We start from the raw sequence: 20,957 nt of genomic DNA, 5'->3' as shown, positions 1-20,957 counted from the left end.
GTTTCAATTTCTTAACAAAAAAGGTCCAACATTGTAGACTCTAGTTGGAAAAAAGAAAGGAGTCCTTACAATGTTGAACCAACTACAGATTAAACGTTATAGTCACCGTTTGCAAGTGGAATTTCGAACTTTGTCGAAAATCTGCAAGAAACTTTATTACAAGTACGCTCCATCTCGGTTAACTCACCGTCGCAATGCCAGTCTGGTAAAGGTTCCAGACTACGAAATTATTGCATTACTTGTCTGGCAAGCTGAGGAAGGTATATCTTCTCAGCGCAGATTTGCTCGCTGTTGGGGACTTTGTGGGCTCTCCAGATCTCGTTTCAATCGCAGAGCTAGAGCGCTTCTTGGCATCACTGTTCAGATCGTCAACGAACTAAACTCAAGAGTCGATCTGTCTGATCAGTACATGATCATTGACAGTCTACCCATGCCTTTGTGTCAGCCAATCAGAAACCGCAGAGCTAAAGTGTTTGAAGGAATTGCCAACATTGGCTATAACTCAACCAAACAGTTTTACTATTACGGCTTTAAAGGCCACTTTGCCGTAGCTCAAGACGGTTATGTTCTTGGCTATGTAATCACACAAGCATCAATACACGATGCAAAAGAAGCAGAAGAGCTGATTCTCACTACCCATCCCGAAGGGCACTTTATTTTAGGCGATGAAGGCTATATAGGCAAGCAGCTGCACGATACTCTCAAGATAAACGGCTATATACTGTGGACACCTTACCGGAAAAATATGAAAGGTGCTAAGCAGCATAACAAAAGAGAGCTAATGGCAATTCGCCGAACGATCGAGAGTGTGTTCTCTGTACTAAAGTACTACGGAATTGAAAATATTCTTGCAAGAAGTACAGACGGTTTCCAACAAACCGTCGAGATAATCGTACTAACTTACAATATCAGCTACATCCTACAGAGATATGGACTCAACTTCTTCAACTAGCACCACGCGTACTATAATATCTTACTGCTTGCTTGGTGAAGCGCTTGATTTAGCGTTTTTTTAAGTTGTTGTGTTCAAAAGGAAAAAGTGCTTCTCAATCATGAAAAGCACTTTTATCCCTTATTGAATAGACAACCTTTTAAAACGATCACCCTCACTTGCGTGGAATGAGTAGAATCGTCGTCTTAGTATTAGGCCATTATGATGGCCACCCCAACATACGTTGGGAAAATTAGACATTATTGAATAAACAACCCTATAAAACTATTTCAATCCACGCATCCAAGTAGCGGTTAAACCTTATTGAATAGACAACCTTCTAAAACAGTACCAGATCGTAGTAGCTGGCCTTCGGAGGGTTAAACCTTATTGAATAGACAACCTTCTAAAACAACTTCAGCGCTTAAAAAGTGAAATGCCATGGGTTAAACCTTATTGAATAGACAACCTTCTAAAACTAACTGCTGGCGTTAAGTCCGTCAAATACATGGGTTAAACCTTATTGAATAGACAACCTTCTAAAACAGACCAGGATTCCAAGCGTGCTGCTGACCTGGGGTTAAACCTTATTGAATAGACAACCTTCTAAAACGGTCAATGCGGATGCTTGCAGACCAGTATCGGGTTAAACCTTATTGAATAGACAACCTTCTAAAACAGTACCTGAAAAGACCCGGCCATAAGTGGTGGGTTAAACCTTATTGAATAGACAACCTTCTAAAACGACCGCTCTATTTTGGGGTTATGGGTTTCCGGGTTAAACCTTATTGAATAGACAACCTTCTAAAACAAGCATTAAGCGGCGTTTCTCAATTCCGTTGGGTTAAACCTTATTGAATAGACAACCTTCTAAAACTCATGGGATTGCGCAGTCCAGTATATTGCAGGGTTAAACCTTATTGAATAGACAACCTTCTAAAACCCGATCAGAAAACCATGCCCCAAAATCATCGGGTTAAACCTTATTGAATAGACAACCTTCTAAAACGGTCTTGGCATCAAATGCTGATGCCGCAAAGGGTTAAACCTTATTGAATAGACAACCTTCTAAAACCGGTCTAGTCTGTACCGGTAGACTAGCAGAGGGTTAAACCTTATTGAATAGACAACCTTCTAAAACTGTGTTGTCTAGCATTCCTTTGATCGCCTTGGGTTAAACCTTATTGAATAGACAACCTTCTAAAACTTCTTCCTTGACGCGATTTCTTTCGGCCTCGGGTTAAACCTTATTGAATAGACAACCTTCTAAAACCCAGTACAAGCGAGCATGAAATCAAGGCCGGGGTTAAACCTTATTGAATAGACAACCTTCTAAAACAAGAGCGACTGATGAGGTCGTAGACCTTAAGGGTTAAACCTTATTGAATAGACAACCTTCTAAAACACGTTGGGCAAGCCGGATCAGGGATCAATTGGGTTAAACCTTATTGAATAGACAACCTTCTAAAACTTGCACCCTCTGCCCGTTGATTGGTTCAGGGGGTTAAACCTTATTGAATAGACAACCTTCTAAAACTAATCAAGTAGTTAATCAGTTTGCTTGGGTGGGTTAAACCTTATTGAATAGACAACCTTCTAAAACCTGGCTTGCCTTGACTCTGTTGTCATAGATGGGTTAAACCTTATTGAATAGACAACCTTCTAAAACATGACGTGCGTGAGTCATACGAAGAAGTGGGGGTTAAACCTTATTGAATAGACAACCTTCTAAAACTGCTTGACGGTCAACTTCTGCATGGCTACTGGGTTAAACCTTATTGAATAGACAACCTTCTAAAACCCATCCATCAACCGCCTTGCTAATCAAGCTGGGTTAAACCTTATTGAATAGACAACCTTCTAAAACCTTGACCCGTCAAGTTACCACTATTACAGTGGGTTAAACCTTATTGAATAGACAACCTTCTAAAACCAGCATCTGGGCCCACAAGGGGCCTAGATTGGGGTTAAACCTTATTGAATAGACAACCTTCTAAAACCCGCATTGGCCGTTTGCGTCACTGTGGAGAGGGTTAAACCTTATTGAATAGACAACCTTCTAAAACAATATTTCTTAACAAAAAGAGAAAAGAGGGGGGTTAAACCTTATTGAATAGACAACCTTCTAAAACGGAGGAAATTAAAAATGGAAACTTATGTCGGGGTTAAACCTTATTGAATAGACAACCTTCTAAAACGCGTCTTGCTGATAGTCGTCACCCCGTTGCTGGGTTAAACCTTATTGAATAGACAACCTTCTAAAACTGCCGGTGGCTACTAACTAGACAACCAACTGGGTTAAACCTTATTGAATAGACAACCTTCTAAAACTCACGGTCATGCTTGTTGTCATAGGGAATGCGGGTTAAACCTTATTGAATAGACAACCTTCTAAAACATGACCAATCGAACGGCGCGGCAACTTGTGGGGTTAAACCTTATTGAATAGACAACCTTCTAAAACCGGAGCTGTCGTGCCGATGAAGAAACCGGTGGGTTAAACCTTATTGAATAGACAACCTTCTAAAACCCTATCATAAACCACAATGATAAAAAAAGCGGGTTAAACCTTATTGAATAGACAACCTTCTAAAACTCGTTTTCAGAAAATCCTGAAAGTTTTCATGGGTTAAACCTTATTGAATAGACAACCTTCTAAAACCTCTTCGTAGTACTTGTCTCGCTCCAAAGTGGGTTAAACCTTATTGAATAGACAACCTTCTAAAACCGAGTGACGAGTGCAAGCCATCAGCGTTCTGGGTTAAACCTTATTGAATAGACAACCTTCTAAAACATGTCCGATTCTCGCATGACTAGAACTTCGGGGTTAAACCTTATTGAATAGACAACCTTCTAAAACCAACGAGTCAAAGAAAATGCTGCCAAGCGAGGGTTAAACCTTATTGAATAGACAACCTTCTAAAACTAAGTACTGCCCCAAGTTGAAACCTGGCTAGGGTTAAACCTTATTGAATAGACAACCTTCTAAAACCGGCAAAAAAGGCAAGGACAAGGGTGGCGCGGGTTAAACCTTATTGAATAGACAACCTTCTAAAACACGGCAACAACTCACAAACCGGTCTTATGGGGGTTAAACCTTATTGAATAGACAACCTTCTAAAACAGTTATTTTTTAATACGGCTTTAATAGAAGGCTAGTACCAATCAACAAGGTCTTCATCAATATAATTGAATTTTGCATCACCATATACAACCTGATCCTTATGGCTACAAAACTCGATAAAAATGATAGACTTTTTTAGCTCTAAGCACAGCTTAGAAATTTCTTCAAACTGTTCTGCATCTAAGTAATGAGCTACATTACTAAAAACAACAGTAGACTTAAGATCTAACCTGTCATGTATCCTAAGTACTGTCTCGATTATACCATATGGATCGCGAGTGAGTGTCTTGTTGAAGTGTAGACCACCAAATTTGAAGAGTTTCTTCAGGTCTGTGTCAAAGCTTATTTCAAGCGTCAAATCTTCCATAAACAGCTCGTCTTGAACAGCATTTAGTAGATCACGATAGAGAGTAATGATTCTGTTTCTGCCATCCGAGCTTAGCTCATCAACAACATAGCTAGTTAATTTGGTCATATACCTTTGAAGCAATGATTCACTGATTAATGGATCTCCAAGCCAGTCCACTGCCTTGCTCAACGGAATAGCATCATAATCTTCATTCACTGCGCACAGTAACTCATTCTTTTCTTGCATCCCTTCGATCAAGTTACAGTAGGCAATTGGACTTGACGTTGCAATGACGTTAGCCTTTCCGTTCTCGATCTCAAAAGATTTGTGTGCCTTGTACGTAATAATCATAAGATTACCGTCCTGTCTGAAGTATTTCTTATGTCCTTCACTGGCTCACCCAACAGAAAATGCATGTCGTTATATTGCTTTTCTGTCAGCATTAAGCTTTGAATAACACCATACTCTGGAACATATCCTCTTATTCTCTTTTCCAAGAGTTCTGCTGCCTTTTTTGAAGCACACACTCTTACGTAAACAGAATATTGAATCATCACGAACCCTTCATTAATTAAGTTCTTCCTAAACTGCCGATATTGCTTTCTGTCTACCGCTGTATCAACCGGAAGATCAAACATTATCATCAATCGCATCATTTGGTACCTCATAGTCAACCCCCAGCTCAATATCCATCTCAAAGAGATTTCCATCTAAATATCTCAAACAGTCATGCACATACTGATTGATCGCATTTCCTAAAATCATTCGATCACCATTGTAGATAATCCTAAGACTTAACAGTTCCACCAAACCATACTTGATATCAGGTGTGAATTCCTTTATATTTTTGTGGTCATAAAGCCAGTAGTCAACAAACGGCCTAAAAGGTTCCATTAAATCTGATCCAAGGTTAAAAGGATTGTGTTCCGATGAATGGTGTACGCCCATATATGTCCGATTACCATCCATAGTAATCTTGCGGTTAACTGCTGACAACAAAATGGAGTATCCATAATTAAGAGCCGCATTTAAGGCATTTGAATCTTCCCTACGCTTGAAGTCTTTACCAAACAATTCCGTGAAATACTTTCTAGCTGTGGTAGCTTCTCGGTTGGATGCATCATTTAGTTCCAATTCCAGAAAATCTTTCTCGATTTCGTCTGTTGGCAAGCCATAAATCCGCAACACATTCATTTGGTTCTGAATCTTCGCTGCCACAATTTTAGTCCAAAGAATCTGTTTTTTGTCTTCGTCCCAATTAAACTGCTTTATCAGCTTTTCAGGATGGCAATTAGTCGAATAGTAATTTTCTGTCTCACAAATTGGCTCTTGTTTTTCATCAACGAAAATTACCTTCGTCTGCTTTTTTGCCAATTCTGCAATTAAAGCACTAGTAATAACTGCTTGTGTTGTTAATACTACCAGCATGTTGATGTCACTTACCGGAATCTGGTTGATCCCATCTCTTGTATGAACGACCATCATATTAGAAGAATACGATAGTTTAGAGTGCTGTGTAATGATCACATTTCTCCATCCCATAATTATCTCCTTGATTATTTTTACCTAAATGCTATAATGAACTTGTCGGGTAGCTCCCGACGTTAGACCTTATTGAATAGACAACCTGATTTAAAATCAAGCAAAGCTCTTCGGAGCGGAGTTTATACATTTGTCCCGCGTATTGCGGGCTTTTTTTATGCAACAAAACAGGGAGTTACACCAACCGCGTAGCTCCCTGTTTCATTTTCCTCAGTTTCCTATTTCAGTAAATCAGAGGCCTTGACTCTTCTTTCAAATAATCCAGTTGGTGATTGATAAATGAATACAGCATCATCTGAAATCTTAATTCCATCTGGTGCTTGCATAAAGCCCAAGGCAGTAGTTAACCCTAATCCAGACGGCTTTGTCATCTCAGAATTTGCGTGAAGACCTCGCAAGACATCCTTGACTACTTCTGCTTCATTTTCAGCAGACATTCTGACAAACTTCTCTCTACCGTCATGAAGCTTCTTGCGGAAGCCATTAATGTCAAATAATGACAGATACTTATCCATCTTATCCAAAATTTCATCATATACTGACAGCAAGCACTTCTTTTCATCCTGGTGATCAATATTTACCATCACATGTTTATTGAAACTAGGATCATCAATGTAGTCAAGAATATATTTCATTGACTCTTGACTCAGAGTAATCTGCTTAAGGCTGTACTTATAAGTAGAGCTCCCTAACATATACAGCGCTCCGCCTTCCAAAACGGGTTGGCGATACGGAATATTGTCCATTAAGATTCTGACACCGTTAACACCTTTTTTAGGTTTCCCGTTCTTTTTGTTAAACATTACCTGCGGCTTAATAATTTCTAACAGCTTTTCAGAATAATTTGTTGAATTCTTCAGAGTGTTTAACGCGCGAATCGGAACACCGACGATCTGCAGCGCATGCCCCTTGTCTTTTACAGCCTCTGCCAAGACAAAGTAGGCATCCTTATTACCACTGTACCCACCGTAGATCTCAGTATCCATTCCTTTCTTTCTAGGAATTAAACCAGACCGTTTCTTCGAGTCTCTTTCTGGTGACGGGTAAACCGTTTGATCAAACAAGGCTGATTTTCTAGTAAAGACCTCCTGCGTTACCAGCATCTGCTTAAAAGAGTATGCTTGCTTAAGCTTAGAGATAATATCGTTCCTGTTGAATACAATTTCACCAGTACTTCTGCAGTAAATATTGTCGCCATGCGTACCACGAAGCAAATCATCCAAGAAGTTCATTGACTTAACGCGTCTAGCCACATCATGGGCTGATTCTTCAGCATTAGAACTAAACTTCTTAAACTCACCGTAGACGAACATTCTGCGCAAGTTTGGATAAACTTGGTAGAGATAATTACCAACAATCGTACTTAAGTAGGCATCAATAGCGTGGTGGTAGTCGTTAACTTCACGACTCTTATACAAATCAAATTGCTTACGGACAATAGAGTTGTATTTCGCTGGAACTTCAATAATCTTACTGTCTGGATACTCACTTTGCAAAATAGTCGCCGTCAGTTTAATAACCTGACTGGTTTCAACCAATTGACGACGAATAAAGCCTTGAGCCCGATATTCACTAAGAACTTTCGGATCAGTAAGAAGATTATTCAATTTTCTCTTGGTAATCATACCGAGCTTTTGCCATCTACCCCACATTTCTCTGACGGTAATTCCTAAATCAAGCACTACATTATTTCCAAAGAGTTTTGCTGGAACATTATCAGACTTTTGATTGTTTACTGCTCTCGCGACCAAAACTCGGTTGTCTAAGGAATCATCTTTAACGAAAGACTGCGGCATAATGTGGTCAATGTCGTAATCTGACAACCGGTCGATGTTCAATCTCTCACCAGTATATGCATCCCTACCGCCCTGCATAAAGTACAGGTAGTAGCGGTCTTTAAGTGACTTCATCCCACTAAGCTGCTCTCTAACACCCTGGCTGACCACTTCATCACTAATTTGATCGTAGACCTTCTGCATTTGATTTACTCTTGCAGTAGTTCTCTTTGGATCATCCTCTTGCGAGCGAGCAAATTCGATGGCAAACTTCGATGGTACGTTGCCGTCACACGCTTTAACAATATCATGAACAACGCGCATTACTTGACGGATAGCCTTCTTATTCTGTGGAGATGTATATGCATCATCCAAAATACTTTCTACTGCATCATCAGACTGGCCCTCACGCAACAGCTTCTGGTTTTCTTGTTCAATCTTGGCCTTGATGTATGGATCACTGACAATTTGACCAAAATTATCATTGCTATTCCAAAGACGTTCAAGAACGTTCTGACCATCCCCATCTGTTAAACGAGTCAACAATTTGTCAGACAAATGGCCCCAGCCTTGCAAGCGCAGACGGCAAAGTTGCTTAATCTGTTCTTCGTTCAGCCAAGCAAAATCAGCCCGTAACTTGTCTTCAAGAATCTTACGGTCTTCAAAAATCGTTGAATACTCAATGATCTTTTCAAAATCATTTTGCCGATTTGCATCATTAAGCTTATCACCGAAGATCTTCTTAAAATCAATGTAAGTTGACAGCGTCGAGTTGAATTTCTCTGGATCAGAAAGGCCCTCTACAGTGACGTCCATACCTATATGCCTTGCTTGCCAATATTTGAGGAAGTTGCTCTTTTTGACAGTCTTCTGCTTCTTGAACAAGCCTTCAATTACTTGTTCTTTTTCCTCACTAGTCAGCTTCTTACCATTAACCTTTATATTGTTCAGCTCATTCAAGACCGTAAACAACTGGTACTTCAAGCTGGATGCTGGCATAACGTCTTCACCGAGTAAATACGTATCCTTTGTTGTCATACGCTTAATAAACTGAGTAGCAGAAGCCATCTTATCAACTTTTTTCTCGAAGTTCCATGGAGTAATCGCCTCATGGTCTTGAGGATCTCTACGAACCATCCAAGCAAAGCTGTGGCCGTCCTGTGCTTCCTGCTCTTCTTTAGTAATCATCGGCCCCACATAGTACGGTACGCGGAAAGTCAACAATGCATCCAACTTAGTTGGTGCCTTCTTTAGGGCTTCTTCTGATTCATCTGGGTTCTTCTCAGCCAAGAATGGGTAGTACTTGCACTGCTTCTTGATAATCTCATCAAGTTCTACTTGATGAAGCTGGTTTGGAATTACACCATTGTTGTTTGATCTTTGCAAAGGCAAAAAGGTCTTTTCTTCGAGTCTTTGCTTAATCTCAACAGCCTCTGGGGAGTCATCCAACAAACTGGAAATTGCTTTCTTGAGTTCCTCAGGATCAAGCAGTTCGCTTCTCTTCTTAATTCCAGTCAACTTCATTGCTTTTGCCAAATCCGCATGGCGGTTGTTGACATACAAGTCATAAATTGCTTGCAGTTTGGCAGCATTCTTTTTGTCCTTGATATTCCGAATAACTGCCTTTAAAGTAATTAAGTCTTCTTTATGCTGATCATACTTATCGATCATCGCTTCAGACAGGGTCATTCCAACTGGAACAATCTCACTCAGAACAATAGCATGCCGAATTACAATAAGGCGATCCACAATATCAGTTTGACTCTGCTCTAACAGGGATTCCAATTCTTGTACTTTGTCCTCTTCATCCCCGCCTTGTAAAGCAAAAGCAAATGTCTTCTTTTTATCCTTGTCAACATTGGAAATATTCAGAATAGTTGAGAAGTCTGACTTATATCCCAACCATGCTTTAGAAATATTCGTTGCCACATTTTTGATCAGCTTCTTGACCTGCTTTTCCTTCGCTTTGTCATCGAAACTTGGGAAGCTGCTTGGCAACAAGAGGTCGGCAATCTCCTTTTGACTATCCAAATTCAAATGGCCACCAGTGAGGATCTCATTAATTTGCTCAGCTGAAGCAACATTCAATTCGACTTCCTCGGTGCCTTCATTTTCAGCAAAGAGTTCATTCAGCTCTTCAAGAGTTTGAACGCTCAAAATGGTTCTTTCGCTTCGACCACCCAATGAACTCATCCCTGAGCGATAAGTTTCTACGGATTCATCGTGCAAGAAATTACCACGAGCTTTGATCATTTGGTGTACGGCAATGTAGATTTCCCGGATGTCATGTTTCTGATCATCCTTCATCAACTTATCGCGCAAATGATAAATCGTCGGGTATGCCTCATGGAACTTTTTGTCTTCTTCTGGACTTGGAAAGACAATTGCTGAGTAGCGCTTTCTCTTGTCTTTAGGTGAAATCCAAGATTCGTGCAATCTTGCGAAAAAACTCGGGTCTACCTTGGCAATTTCTTCATCAAAGAGCTCTTCCAACAGCTTAATCCGCCATCTTCTTCTTGAAAGCCGACGTCTAGTCGTTCTATAGCCTCTTCTTTCTGCTGCCACATTTCCTTCTGCAAATAAACGAGCACCGATTGCTTTCTTACCCTTAATTCGCAGAATATTGTTTTGGTCATCAGTTACAACCCAGCCAACCGAATTAGTACCAATATCAAGGCCGATCGTATAATCTTTTGGCTTAGCCATTTTTCCTTTTCCCCTCTTTTTCTCATTCTCTCGCATCTTAACATAGCGGTTACATTCAAATTATACTATTAACTACAACCTCTTTCCTAACTAATTCGAAATTTAGCCCAAAAAACACTGCAGCAAAAAAGCACTCCGCGAGGGAGTGCTCTTAGTGAACCCGTTTGAAAGTTACCGTGAAGTTCATCACGCCATCCGACCAGCTGGCATTAATTTTGCCGCCAAAGGCCGAAACCAGGTCTTGGGCCATGGACAAACCAATCCCAAAACCATTCTTCTGCTTCCCATCGTAATGGTGGGATTCGTCTTCCCGGTAAAAACGTTCAAAGAAGCGGTTGGTATCAATTCCAGCCCCATTCTTATATGAATTGGTGACCGTTAAAACCGCGTTTTGGTTAAGCCGGCTCTTAGCCAGAATAACCATGACCTCGCCTTTAGGATCGCAATACTTCTGGGCGTTATCGATCAAAATATTGACCAGTTCCAGCAGGCTGCGTTGCTCAGCATTGACATAAAGGTCTGGATCAATGCTGATGACATATTTCTTATTGTCTTTAGCCAAGACCGACTTAAACGAATCCGCTGATTCCTTGGCAATCTCTGAAAAGTTGACCTTTGACAAAACAAGTTCTTCCGGCTCACTCATTCTGGTCAGAGTGATCAGCTGGTTGATTAGTCCGGTCATCCGCACCACCTGTTCTTTGGTGCTTTCATTCCATTCATCATCGTTGCCAAGCAGTTCTTCCATTTCAGCGTTAGCACTAATTACAGCCAATGGCGTCTTCAGTTCGTGCCCGGCATTGGTGATAAAGCGCCGTTGCCGATCGTAAGCATCCTTGATTGGCTCAATCGCCCGATCGGCTAAAAGCGCCATAACAACAACAAAAACCAAAATCCCGCCGAAGGTGAAGATCAAGGCATATCTCACCAGCAATAGGGCTGACTGCATCAGCGGGCTCATGTCAATGAAACAGATATAGTATTTATTGGCGGAGATTTTTTTGGCCAAATAGCGGAAACGCAGCCCTTTAGTACGGACCGTCCCTTTCAGCTGGCCTGACTTCAAGCGCCTGGCAATTTGATTCTTTCGATTTGAAACTGAGTCAATCGAATTGCCAATAATATGATCCGCGTCAATTACGGTCAAAGTCTGTTTTTTCGTATTGACGTTAGCCGTGAAGTAGCGGTATTTGAACATCCCTTCCCTATTGTACTGATCGCCAAGCTTCTTTTTGGCCTGTACCACATCCAGCCGGCCGTTGTTTTTGACAATGATAGACAAAACCTGATCAGCTTCATGGCTTGATTCAAAGATGCTGATGCCAATCAAACTGGCAAAGGAAACGATCATGACTAAGAAAAGCGAAAGAGTGGCCACCCACATGAAGCGGCGCCTAACCTTTTTAATCATCTTCAGGCCCTCTCAAGGCAGAAGTCCCCGCCCTTTTCGCCGGAAATCTGGACATTGGCCCCGATTGAGGCCAACTTGGACCGAAGGAAGGAGACGTATACCCAAACGACGTCTTCACTTTCATCTTCATTTTTCCAAACGTGGTTGAACAGCTCTTCCGTACTGATGGCCTTGCCAGGGTTGAGCAAGAAGTAGCGCATCAAACCAGTTTCCTGCTTGGACAGGCTGATGGAGTTGTTGCTGGACAGCTCCTGGGAGTTAAGGTCCAGTTTGAGGTTGTCGTAGTTCAGTTCTTGAGTGCTGTTGTAGTCCTCGCTTCGGCGCTCTTTTGACCGCAGGCGGGCCAGCAGTTCCTTTAAGGAGAATGGCTTAGTCAAGTAGTCGTCAGCACCAACATCCAAGCCAGTTACCTTGTCGTCGATTTCAGACTTGGCGGTCAGCATCATAATGTAGGTCTTGTCACCGGTTGCGCGGATTTCCTTGACCGCGTCCAGGCCATTTTTGACGGGCATCATGATGTCCATGATGATGACGTCGTAGGGATGTTTTTTGACAGCATCGACGGCTTTCTGGCCGTTAAAAACTGAGTCGACATCATAGCCGCTTTTTTGCATGGCGACCGTCAAAACTCTGTTTAATTGTGCTTCGTCTTCAGCTAAAAGAATTTTCATGAAATTACCCTTCCTTAATCAGTTGGCGGATTGTTTGCATGCTTACATCGCAAGATGCCAGTTCGTCAGCAACCCGCTTGAGTTCCTTACTGATGCGTTCAGGATTCTTGATGTCATGCTTGTACTTCATTTCGTGTTCAAGACTGGCCCAGGTGTCCATGGCAATTGTCCGCAGCTGGATTTCAACGTAGTAGGTGCCAGGCTTATTGCCGTGGACGTCTTCAAAGGGAGTGACTACTTCCATGATCAGGTGGTATGACCGGTAGCCGTTTGGCTTTGCATCGGTAATGTAGTCTTTTTCATTAATAATCTTGAAGTTGTCCTGCTTCTTCAGCAAAGCGATACAAGTGTAGATATCGTCAATAAAGTTGCAGACGATCCTGAGGCCGATCGAATCTCTATTTTCGATCAATGCAGACTCTGGCGTTAGCGGCAAACCTTTTCTCTCGCACTTTTGCGTCATGCTTTCTTCGCCTTTGACGCGGCCCTCCAAGTGCTCGTATAGTTTTTGGCTGTGTTTTGCACTATATTCCTGACCGATGCCTTGGATTTGCTGCAAAACAGAATCCAGGATCTGTGGAAGATAGTCGGCGTACTTTCCGTAGATGCTCATTTCACCACTCCTTCTCTATTACTTCTACTCTACCAAAGATCCTTGAAATTTGCTTGTGCTTTAAGGGAAACTTATGATCATCCCGGCATAGGTGGGGATATCTATTATCTAGACTCGAGAGCAATATATCATGAAAAAAAGGTCCAAAATTGAGAGAGCTATGATCAAAGCCAAAATAAAAAAGGCTAAAACAGCATTCTTAATTATCCAGCCAAATTTATCAACAAAAATGGAAACACAAATAACTGTAACAATCCATGCAATAATATCCCCACGATGTTCATGTAGATACTTTTTCATTAGAGACTACCTCTCGTCAATTTCCCCCTTTACTTACGTGGGGAATACGCGTCAACAGTGCCCAAAGGACAGCACCATCTAGTATAGCCAACGCTTGAATAAGGAATTTACTTTGCTATATTAAAGAAAGTGGCTAAATAGGTCACCGATAACAAGTATCCCGCAAACGAAGCCACCAATGATAATATAGCCAAAATAATCTATAAAGATCGAGGTGAGCCAGCACCCGAAGGCAAAAACTATAACAACGAAAAGTACAAATTCAACGAATGACTTAATTTGATCTTTTTTATCATCATCCATGTTAATCACCTCATTTCTGTTTCTCGTGTATACCTGATTTTTCCGCGAATTTCTTTCCCTGCTCTTTTACTTTGCTTAACTTTACAGTATAATAATAGATGTTCTGGAGAGTTGGCAGAGCGGTAATGCAGCGGACTCGAAATCCGCCGAACCAATGTTGAATTGGCGCGCAGGTTCAAATCCTGTACTCTCCTTAATAGGATAATCAGTTTGAGGCCACCGTGAACGTTTTCTTGGTGGCTTTTGTTATTTTGAAGGGCTGAAAAATGAATGTCTTACAGAAATATCTGGATCAAAACAATGTCACAAAGTATCAAGTCTCTAAACTGTCTGGACTTCCGCAAATGACCTTATCTCACGCAACCGCCGACAGCAAGCCCCTGTCCGGGCAAACCGTCAAAGTCATTAGTGCAGTCGCAAAAGCCTTGGGCAAAACACCTGGCGCGGTTTTAGATGACTTGATTGAACTCGACCAGCAAAATTAATTAATAAGGCAGTGAGTACACACGCTCACTGCCCTTTTTTAATCTATCCACTTGCCATGCTTTCGCGAGCTGACTTTTTAAAATAGCTTGTTGATTATTTTCCAGATAAGCTAAATTGGAGAAATGATAGCACAACTCATCTATTCCCACTTTTTTCTTTTCATGCTAACGTCTCACCGAACATTAGTCGTCGATATTGACCAATGTCATTAAGTTAAGGGATTGAATTTGGTCGCTAAAAGGAGACGTTATGTAAATCAAAAATAACTGGCATTACAATTCTTTCAACCGCTCTTCAAGCATCTGCTGAAGTTCTAGCAAGTCATCCTTATCTGCCAGGTCCCTAATGAACTTTCGGGCTTGGGATCTGTACCGATAGATGCGCTGCCTATCTTTATTTTTCTCTTTCCACTTGGCGTTAGCCCTGGCTTGTGCTTCCGATGTCATATTATTTTACCACCCACGTCAAAATGTTAATGATAATTGCCAACACGGAGAATAAAAGGGATACCTTTCTCTTAAAGGCTCTTGGCATTTCATTTACCCCAGCCTTGCTTAGTCGAAACAGAGCCAAAGTACTCCGTCGATTATCCATAAGATTGCACCCACAACGACAGCGATCTTGGTAATCTTTTTATATTTTTCTTCTTTGCTTGTCATAGTAAACCTGCCAATACTTTCTACAAAACATCTAACCATTTTTTAGAGAAAAAATCTTACACAACCCTGTTCCGCTCAAAGATTTCTAGCAACCTGGTTTCCTGCATCCCTCTGCCTTAATTGTTCTTCCAGCTTCCTGCTGACTTTTTCTGCCCGCTTCAAGCGCGCGTAGTAGTACAACCAGCTGATACCAAGGATTGCAAAAATTATTGCTGCAACTACATCAATGTTCATGTACACATCTGCTATGATTACAGTCAGTGCCATCCAAGCAGGTTACTTGAATAGTTCACCCTTAATCATAGCTCCCTCCTTTCGTATTTTTATTTATCTCTTATTATGACTATAACACATCATTTTTTAAACGGTTATCCTTATTTTCATTTTCCCCTGACAAAGAGCACGCTAATCTTAGCAATAATCCTCTACACCCCATTATTTCCTATCGCGATATAATAACTTCTGCGTTATTATATTCTTAGAATGTGGGAGTGGAGGCTGCCTTCGTAATCCTCTGGATTACCCACGATATATATCTGGTCTTTTTACAAAGAAAGCCGCAGAAGTTAAAAAACGTGCCACAGAAACTGTTGAATAACAAATACTGACAAGAAGGAATAAATCAAATGAATGCACTGCAAGAATATCTCGCTCAAAATAACATCACTCGCTACCAAGTAGCTAAACAAACTGGGATTGCTAATACAACCTTAGCCAACGCCGTTAAAGATACTAAACCCTTGTCCGGACAAACCGTCAAAGTCATTAGTGCAGTCGCTAAAGCCCTAGGCAAAACGCCAGGGCAAGTTCTTGATGATCTGATTGAAATAGATAAGGCTAATTCAAAGTAATATCCACAATTCTCATTTACTTTTCTATGTAAAAAGTCGCTTAGAAGGTCTCTAAGCGGCTTTTTTAACTCCTCAACATTTAATAAATATCGAATGAATCATATCAAATATTCCAATTATAGACAGTACTATTAGTCCTATTATTAAGTCCCCATAGCGGTCAAGGAACCATTTCACAAACCAAAGAACTGCCACTAAGAGGACGATAAACAATATCCATCACAACCAGATTTCTCATCTTTATCATCCTGCTCAGTATCCAATGGATCTTCTTTCATCCTAACATCACCACATTCCTTCTACAAACTTAAAGAGGCCGGCCGCGTCCCACAACAAACTTATTTGTTGGAATTCCTCCCCAACGAGGGTTGCTGTACAAAATAGCCTCTATCTTGACAATTTTATCTAACGGCACAGAATCAATAGTATCATTATTGCTTCTCAGCTTTGCCGTAGACTCATCCAAGTCATATCGAAGAACTTCAATCACATCCGGTAACTCTCCATGCAAAGCCGGAGTATTCCAGAAACCGACATACACTTCTCCATCGCTCGTGGTCACCCTCACTTTTTGGCCAAGCGGGGTTCTATTGATTATGAACTCACCTTCATAGTCAATTTCACCAGATAATTTATAAACGATCAATTTCATATGCCCTATCTCCTTCCTACTTTAAATTCCCCTTACTCCTCAAGCATCTTTCTGCGCTCAACAATATATTCTTCCATGAGCTCCAAATCTTCCGCGGTTGCCAGCTTCAAAATAAAGTTTTTCGCCGCTGACCGCTTAGTAATATAGGCCTTCCGCTCCTTGTTTGCCTCATCCCACTTCTTATTTGCTCTCTTTTGCGCTTCGCTTACTCTAGCCATTCCATTACCTCCTAATTATGCGCTTACTTCCTCCAAATTATACCATCTCCCTGCCCACTTCCTCTACCTAAAAAAGCGGATCAAGCCTTACCGCCTGGTCCGCCTTTTGCGTCTGTTCTAATTTTCTTCTTCCGCGATCTGCTTCTTGTATTCGCTGACGCTGACGCCCTTCCAAATGGTAAAAGCCCGCAGGAAGGAATTCAGTTCCTGGTAGCCCAAAAGGTAGGCAATGTCATTAGTCGTCATGTCAGTATTGCGCAGGTAGTGCAGGGCCAGAATTTCCCTGGTTGAATTTAATTGCTTTTGAAAATTCGTTTTCTCCGCGCTCAATTTTCTTTGCAAGGTCCGTTTGGAATAGCCCAATTTTTTCGCCACGTCGTTAATCGTGAACTCCCCGCTTGGCAAAAGTTCCGTCAAAGCGCTTCTCACCTGGGCGCTGACTGAGTCGTCCACCGTCAAAGCCGCCAGACGCTTGTTCATCTCTGGTTCAAAGTAGTCCCACATGGCCTGATTGTAGGAAATAAACGGCAGCTCCAAATCCTGCTTGGCAAAAGTGATCTTGTTTTCTGCCTCTTCCTTAATCGGGCAGGCAAAAAATTCCTTTACCCCCTCATTTTTCGGCAAGGGAATCGCCAGCTCTACTTCAACCGGCTTGATCTCTTCCTGGCTGGCCCGCCGCAACATGGCAACCAAGAAGGCAAATTCTGACAAAATCACGAATTCCGGCAACTTGTACTCTTCACTGCTCGTCTTCAGTTCAATCGACAGATTATTTTCGCCTTCCGTCACATTGAAGGTCATCGGCCCGATTAATTTCTTGTATTGTGCTAACCGCTTGATAAAAACCTGCCCGTTTCTGCTGCAATAAGCTGCAAAAATTGGCGGGGAGAAGGATTCAATCTGACTGGCACTGGCAATCTTGACCGGCAAATACGGATCTCTCGCCATATCCCCGACTGCTCCCATAAAGTCGTAGTATTCTGCTTCCGTCATAGCAGGGTGCTTTTTCTTAAACAAAATTTCCGGCAAGTCCGCCTTCTTTAAAGCCGCGGCCACGTCAATCCCGTAATGTTCCAATAAATCCTCATAGCGGCCGTCTAAAATAAAGTGGTTCATTGTTTTTACCTTCCTAGTTCGTTTAATGATACACCTAGTATAGCCGGCCAAGGCAAAAGTTAGAAGAGCAAAAGACGCCATTTTCAAAGCAGAAGATGCCAAAAAGCCAGGACAACCCTGTCCTGGCTTAAAAGCGATTAATCCTAATTTTCTTCGGCCAGCTTGCCTCTGACCTCATCAACCTGCTTTTGGACTGAATCCGGCGTCGGTCCGCCCAAAGAAGTCCGCTTAGCCAGGCAGTTATGCAGGTCAATTGCCTGGTACAAGTCTTCATCAAACAAGTCGCTATAGCCCTTGTAAGTTGCAAGAGGCAAGTCTTCCAGTACCGTGTCCTGGTCAATGCACAAGGCCACCAATTGTCCGGAAATATGGTAGGCATCTCTAAACGGCATCCCCTTCTTGGTCAGATAGTCCGCCAAGTCCGTCGCGTTGATAAAGCCCTTCTGCGCCGCCTGGTGCATGGCCTTCTCATTAGCCTCCAGGGTCTTAATCATCGGAATAAAAGTCTCCAGACACAGCTCAACATTGTCGATGGCGTCAAACAAGGCCTCCTTGTCTTCCTGCATGTCCTTGTTATAGGCCAGGGGCAGTCCCTTCAAGGTCGTCAAAATTGCCATCAAATCCCCGTAGACCCGGCCGGTCTTCCCCCGGGCCAGTTCGGCCATGTCAGGATTTTTCTTCTGCGGCATGATGGAAGAGCCAGTCGTATAAGCATCCGCCAGGCGGACAAAGTGGAATTCCCAAGATGACCACAAGATCAGCTCTTCACTTAAGCGGGACAGGTGCATCATCACCAGCGCCAGGTCGCTTAAGTCTTCAACCACGTGGTCTCGGTCACTTACCCCATCTAAACTATTGGCTACCGGAGCCTTAAAGCCCAAAAGTTCCGCCTCATAAACCCGGTCGATCGGGTAAGTCGTCCCGGCCAAAGCGCAGCTGCCGATCGGCGAATAGTTCATCCGCTCTTCCATCTGCCCCAACCGGTCCAGATCCCGCATAAACATGTAGGCATAAGCCATCAACTGGTGGCCAAAAGTGACCGGCTGGGCCCGCTGCAGGTGGGTGTAGCCCGGCATGAGGCTGGACTTGTACTTTTCCGCCTGGTCGCAAAGAGCCGCTACCAAGTCTTTTAAGAGCTGCTTGATCTGCCCGTTTTCTTCCCGCATATACAAGCGGATATCCAGGGCCACCTGGTCGTTTCTTGACCGGGCCGTGTGCAGCATCTTCCCGTCTTGGCCAATCCGGTCAGTCAAGGTTTCTTCGATAAACATATGAATGTCTTCAGCGGCCGGGTCAATTTCCAGCTTGCCGCTATTTAAGTCAGCTAAGATGCCCTCCAGGCCGGCAATAATTTTCTCACTTGCTTCTTTAGGAATAATCCCCTGCTTGGCCAGCATCTTGGCATGGGCAATGGAGCCGGCAATATCTTCTGGATACATTCTTTGGTCAAAACGGATCGATGAATTGAAGTCGTCCGCGATCTGGTCAGTCTTACCGGAAGTTCTGCCGGCCCACATCTTTTTCATATCACAATCACCTAATCTAAAAAACTTGTCCCGTCTTACTTCTTCTTAGCGTCCAGCTTTGCTTGCACCTGGATCGGCAGACCGAAGAGGTTGATAAAGCCTGCAGCTTCCGCCTGGTCGTAGTCGGATTCGTCAAAAGTTGCCAGCTCAGTTGAATAAAGGCTGTTTGGCGAAGTTACCCCGGCCTTGATGATATTGCCCTTGTAGAGCTTCAATTTGACCGTCCCGGTCACGCACTCCTGGGTCTTGTCGACAAAAGCAGCCAGTGCTTCTCTTAATGGAGTGAACCATTGCCCGTCGTAAACCAGTTCCCCGTAAGTAATCGCCAGTTCTGACTTCTTGTGCTGAACCTGCTTGTCCAGGGTGATGGTTTCCAGGTATTCATGGGCAAAGTAGAGAATGCTGCCGCCTGGAGTTTCATAAACCCCTCTTGACTTCATCCCGACCAAACGGTTTTCAACCAAGTCCAAAAGGCCAATCCCATTTTCCCCGCCGACCTTGTTCAGCTTCTCCAGCATTTCCATCAAAGGCATTTCCTGCCCGTTTAAAGCAACCGGCACGCCTTTTTCAAAGTCCAGCTGCAGGTAAGTTGGCTTGTCCGGGGCGTCAAGCGGTGACACGCCCATTTCCAAAAAGCCCGGCTTTTCATAAGTTGGCTCAAGACTTGGGTCTTCCAGGTCCAGCCCTTCATGGCTTAAGTGCCAGAGGTTCTTGTCCTTAGAATAGTTGGTTTCCTTGCTGATCCGCAAAGGAACATGGTGAGCGGCGGCGTAGTCGATTTCATCTTCTCTTGAGACCAGGTCCCATTCCCGCCAAGGAGCAATGATCGGCATGTCCGGGGCAAAGTGCTTGATCCCTAATTCAAAACGCACCTGGTCGTTGCCTTTACCGGTTGCCCCGTGGGCAATCGCGTCAGCCCCTTCCTTAATAGCTACTTCCGCCAAAGCCTTGGCGATCAAAGGCCGGGCGTTGGCCGTCCCCAGCAGGTAGCCTTCGTACTTGGCGTCAGCCTTCAGACATGGCAGCAGATAATCGTTGACATACTCTTCTTCCAAGTTGGCCACAACCAATTTAGCTGCCCCGGAGTTCTTGGCCTTTTCTTCCAGGCCTTCCAGTTCATCTCCCTGGCCGACGTTGGCGGAAACCGCGATGATTTCCGGATTGTTGTAATTTTCCTTCAGCCAGGGAATGATTACGGAAGTGTCCAAGCCGCCGCTGTATGCCAATACGATTTTCTTGATCTTGCTCTTGTCGATGTTCATTAATATTCTCTCCTGTAAAATTCTAACTTGCTTTTAATCTGACTCGTTAATGCGCCTCATTTTTATCACCTTTTCTAGCAAAAAAAGCCGCCCTTTTGCTAATTGCAAAAGGACGACTTGCTCGCGGTACCACCTTAAATTCCCAGCCAAATCCGGCTGGACCCTCTTGATTCTTAACGCGAATCAAACGATGGCCGCTTCTCGGTCATATTCCCGGCTGCGTTCCCCGCGCTGGCTCTGTTTCCTCTCAACTACGAAACTCGCTTGAAGAGTCAGGGGAGCAGGTACTACTTCCTTCGCTTAACTTGTTGAAATTAATTCTAACAGGTCTCTCATATTATGCAAGACCTTTTTACAAACTTTTTTTGTATTTTTCTGCAAAAATCTACATGAAGCGCTTGCTGTTTTCATGCAAAAGCCCGCCCTTATCGCCTTTGTCCAGAATTGATAATATTTTTAGTA

17 protein-coding genes, 1 tRNA gene and 1 CRISPR repeat array are annotated in these 20,957 nt (G+C 42.9%); of the genes, 4 read left to right on the top strand and 14 right to left on the bottom strand.

Annotated features, from left to right (window positions below):
- The first annotated feature begins 73 nt into the window (after window positions 1-73).
- Window positions 74-952: an IS982 family transposase gene (locus ACYVUU_RS04365; RefSeq protein WP_484499368.1), complete on the top strand. Its 879-nt coding sequence runs from the start codon at window positions 74-76 to the stop codon at window positions 950-952.
- Window positions 953-1,242: 290 nt separating this feature from the next.
- Window positions 1,243-4,055: direct repeats of the CRISPR family, unit length 36 nt; unit sequence GGGTTAAACCTTATTGAATAGACAACCTTCTAAAAC.
- Between the two features lie 31 nt (window positions 4,056-4,086).
- Here ACYVUU_RS04365 and csn2 read toward each other — a convergent pair.
- From csn2 to ACYVUU_RS04325, 8 genes are all read right to left on the bottom strand, one after another.
- Window positions 4,087-4,755, bottom strand: a complete 669-nt coding sequence (gene csn2 / locus ACYVUU_RS04360; protein ID WP_484500064.1) for a type II-A CRISPR-associated protein Csn2 — start codon at window positions 4,753-4,755, stop codon at window positions 4,087-4,089.
- Window positions 4,752-5,057: a CRISPR-associated endonuclease Cas2 gene (cas2, locus tag ACYVUU_RS04355; RefSeq protein ID WP_035162685.1), complete on the bottom strand. Its 306-nt coding sequence runs from the start codon at window positions 5,055-5,057 to the stop codon at window positions 4,752-4,754. The genes csn2 and cas2 overlap by 4 nt, the downstream gene beginning before the upstream one ends.
- Window positions 5,035-5,946, bottom strand: a complete 912-nt coding sequence (cas1, locus tag ACYVUU_RS04350) for a type II CRISPR-associated endonuclease Cas1 (RefSeq protein ID WP_484500063.1) — start codon at window positions 5,944-5,946, stop codon at window positions 5,035-5,037. The genes cas2 and cas1 overlap by 23 nt, the downstream gene beginning before the upstream one ends.
- Window positions 5,947-6,164: 218 nt before the next feature.
- Window positions 6,165-10,427 carry a type II CRISPR RNA-guided endonuclease Cas9 gene (gene cas9, locus ACYVUU_RS04345; protein ID WP_484500062.1) on the bottom strand — a complete coding sequence of 1,421 codons (4,263 nt, stop codon included), beginning with the start codon at window positions 10,425-10,427 and terminating at the stop codon, window positions 6,165-6,167.
- Between the two features lie 151 nt (window positions 10,428-10,578).
- On the bottom strand, window positions 10,579-11,838 hold the full coding sequence (locus ACYVUU_RS04340; RefSeq protein ID WP_484499201.1) for a sensor histidine kinase: 1,260 nt from the start codon (window positions 11,836-11,838) through the stop codon (window positions 10,579-10,581).
- A 2-nt stretch (window positions 11,839-11,840) separates the two neighbouring features.
- Complete coding sequence (locus ACYVUU_RS04335) at window positions 11,841-12,509, bottom strand: response regulator transcription factor (protein WP_484500061.1); 669 nt, start codon at window positions 12,507-12,509, stop codon at window positions 11,841-11,843.
- Window positions 12,510-12,513: 4 nt separating this feature from the next.
- Window positions 12,514-13,122 (bottom strand): GTP pyrophosphokinase, encoded by a 609-nt coding sequence (locus ACYVUU_RS04330; RefSeq protein WP_484500060.1) that lies wholly within the window; start codon window positions 13,120-13,122, stop codon window positions 12,514-12,516.
- 420 nt (window positions 13,123-13,542) lie between these two features.
- Window positions 13,543-13,725 carry a hypothetical protein gene (locus tag ACYVUU_RS04325; protein WP_484500059.1) on the bottom strand — a complete coding sequence of 61 codons (183 nt, stop codon included), beginning with the start codon at window positions 13,723-13,725 and terminating at the stop codon, window positions 13,543-13,545.
- Window positions 13,726-13,830: 105 nt separating this feature from the next.
- Between ACYVUU_RS04325 and ACYVUU_RS04320 the strand changes: the two genes are divergently transcribed.
- Both ACYVUU_RS04320 and ACYVUU_RS04315 read left to right on the top strand, forming a co-directional pair.
- Window positions 13,831-13,919 (top strand) — tRNA-Ser (locus ACYVUU_RS04320).
- 150 nt (window positions 13,920-14,069) lie between these two features.
- A complete protein-coding gene (locus tag ACYVUU_RS04315; protein ID WP_484500058.1) occupies window positions 14,070-14,210 on the top strand; it encodes a hypothetical protein in 141 nt (46 codons plus the stop codon).
- Between the two features lie 735 nt (window positions 14,211-14,945).
- Here the strand turns inward: ACYVUU_RS04315 and ACYVUU_RS04310 are convergent.
- Complete coding sequence (locus ACYVUU_RS04310) at window positions 14,946-15,104, bottom strand: hypothetical protein (protein ID WP_484499207.1); 159 nt, start codon at window positions 15,102-15,104, stop codon at window positions 14,946-14,948.
- Window positions 15,105-15,496: 392 nt separating this feature from the next.
- On the opposite strand from ACYVUU_RS04310, the gene ACYVUU_RS04305 reads away from it, so the two are divergent.
- Window positions 15,497-15,721, top strand: coding sequence for a helix-turn-helix domain-containing protein (locus ACYVUU_RS04305; RefSeq protein ID WP_484500057.1), 225 nt, complete (start codon window positions 15,497-15,499; stop codon window positions 15,719-15,721).
- A gap of 307 nt (window positions 15,722-16,028) precedes the next feature.
- On the opposite strand, the gene ACYVUU_RS04300 is transcribed toward ACYVUU_RS04305, so the two are convergent.
- From ACYVUU_RS04300 to ACYVUU_RS04280, 5 genes are all read right to left on the bottom strand, one after another.
- Window positions 16,029-16,373 carry a hypothetical protein gene (locus ACYVUU_RS04300; protein ID WP_484500056.1) on the bottom strand — a complete coding sequence of 115 codons (345 nt, stop codon included), beginning with the start codon at window positions 16,371-16,373 and terminating at the stop codon, window positions 16,029-16,031.
- A gap of 32 nt (window positions 16,374-16,405) precedes the next feature.
- Window positions 16,406-16,591 carry a hypothetical protein gene (locus ACYVUU_RS04295; RefSeq protein WP_484499210.1) on the bottom strand — a complete coding sequence of 62 codons (186 nt, stop codon included), beginning with the start codon at window positions 16,589-16,591 and terminating at the stop codon, window positions 16,406-16,408.
- A gap of 117 nt (window positions 16,592-16,708) precedes the next feature.
- Window positions 16,709-17,707: an AraC family transcriptional regulator gene (locus ACYVUU_RS04290; RefSeq protein WP_484500055.1), complete on the bottom strand. Its 999-nt coding sequence runs from the start codon at window positions 17,705-17,707 to the stop codon at window positions 16,709-16,711.
- A gap of 143 nt (window positions 17,708-17,850) precedes the next feature.
- The gene (gene argH / locus ACYVUU_RS04285; protein ID WP_484500054.1) at window positions 17,851-19,233 is read right to left on the bottom strand and encodes an argininosuccinate lyase; all 1,383 of its coding nucleotides are present in this window, start codon (window positions 19,231-19,233) and stop codon (window positions 17,851-17,853) included.
- Between the two features lie 35 nt (window positions 19,234-19,268).
- A complete protein-coding gene (locus ACYVUU_RS04280; protein ID WP_484500053.1) occupies window positions 19,269-20,495 on the bottom strand; it encodes an argininosuccinate synthase in 1,227 nt (408 codons plus the stop codon).
- Window positions 20,496-20,957 lie beyond the last annotated feature (462 nt).

It is taken from the genome of Lactobacillus sp. WILCCON 0058 (assembly GCF_057198005.1).
This window is presented reverse-complemented; position numbering and strand designations above follow the sequence as displayed.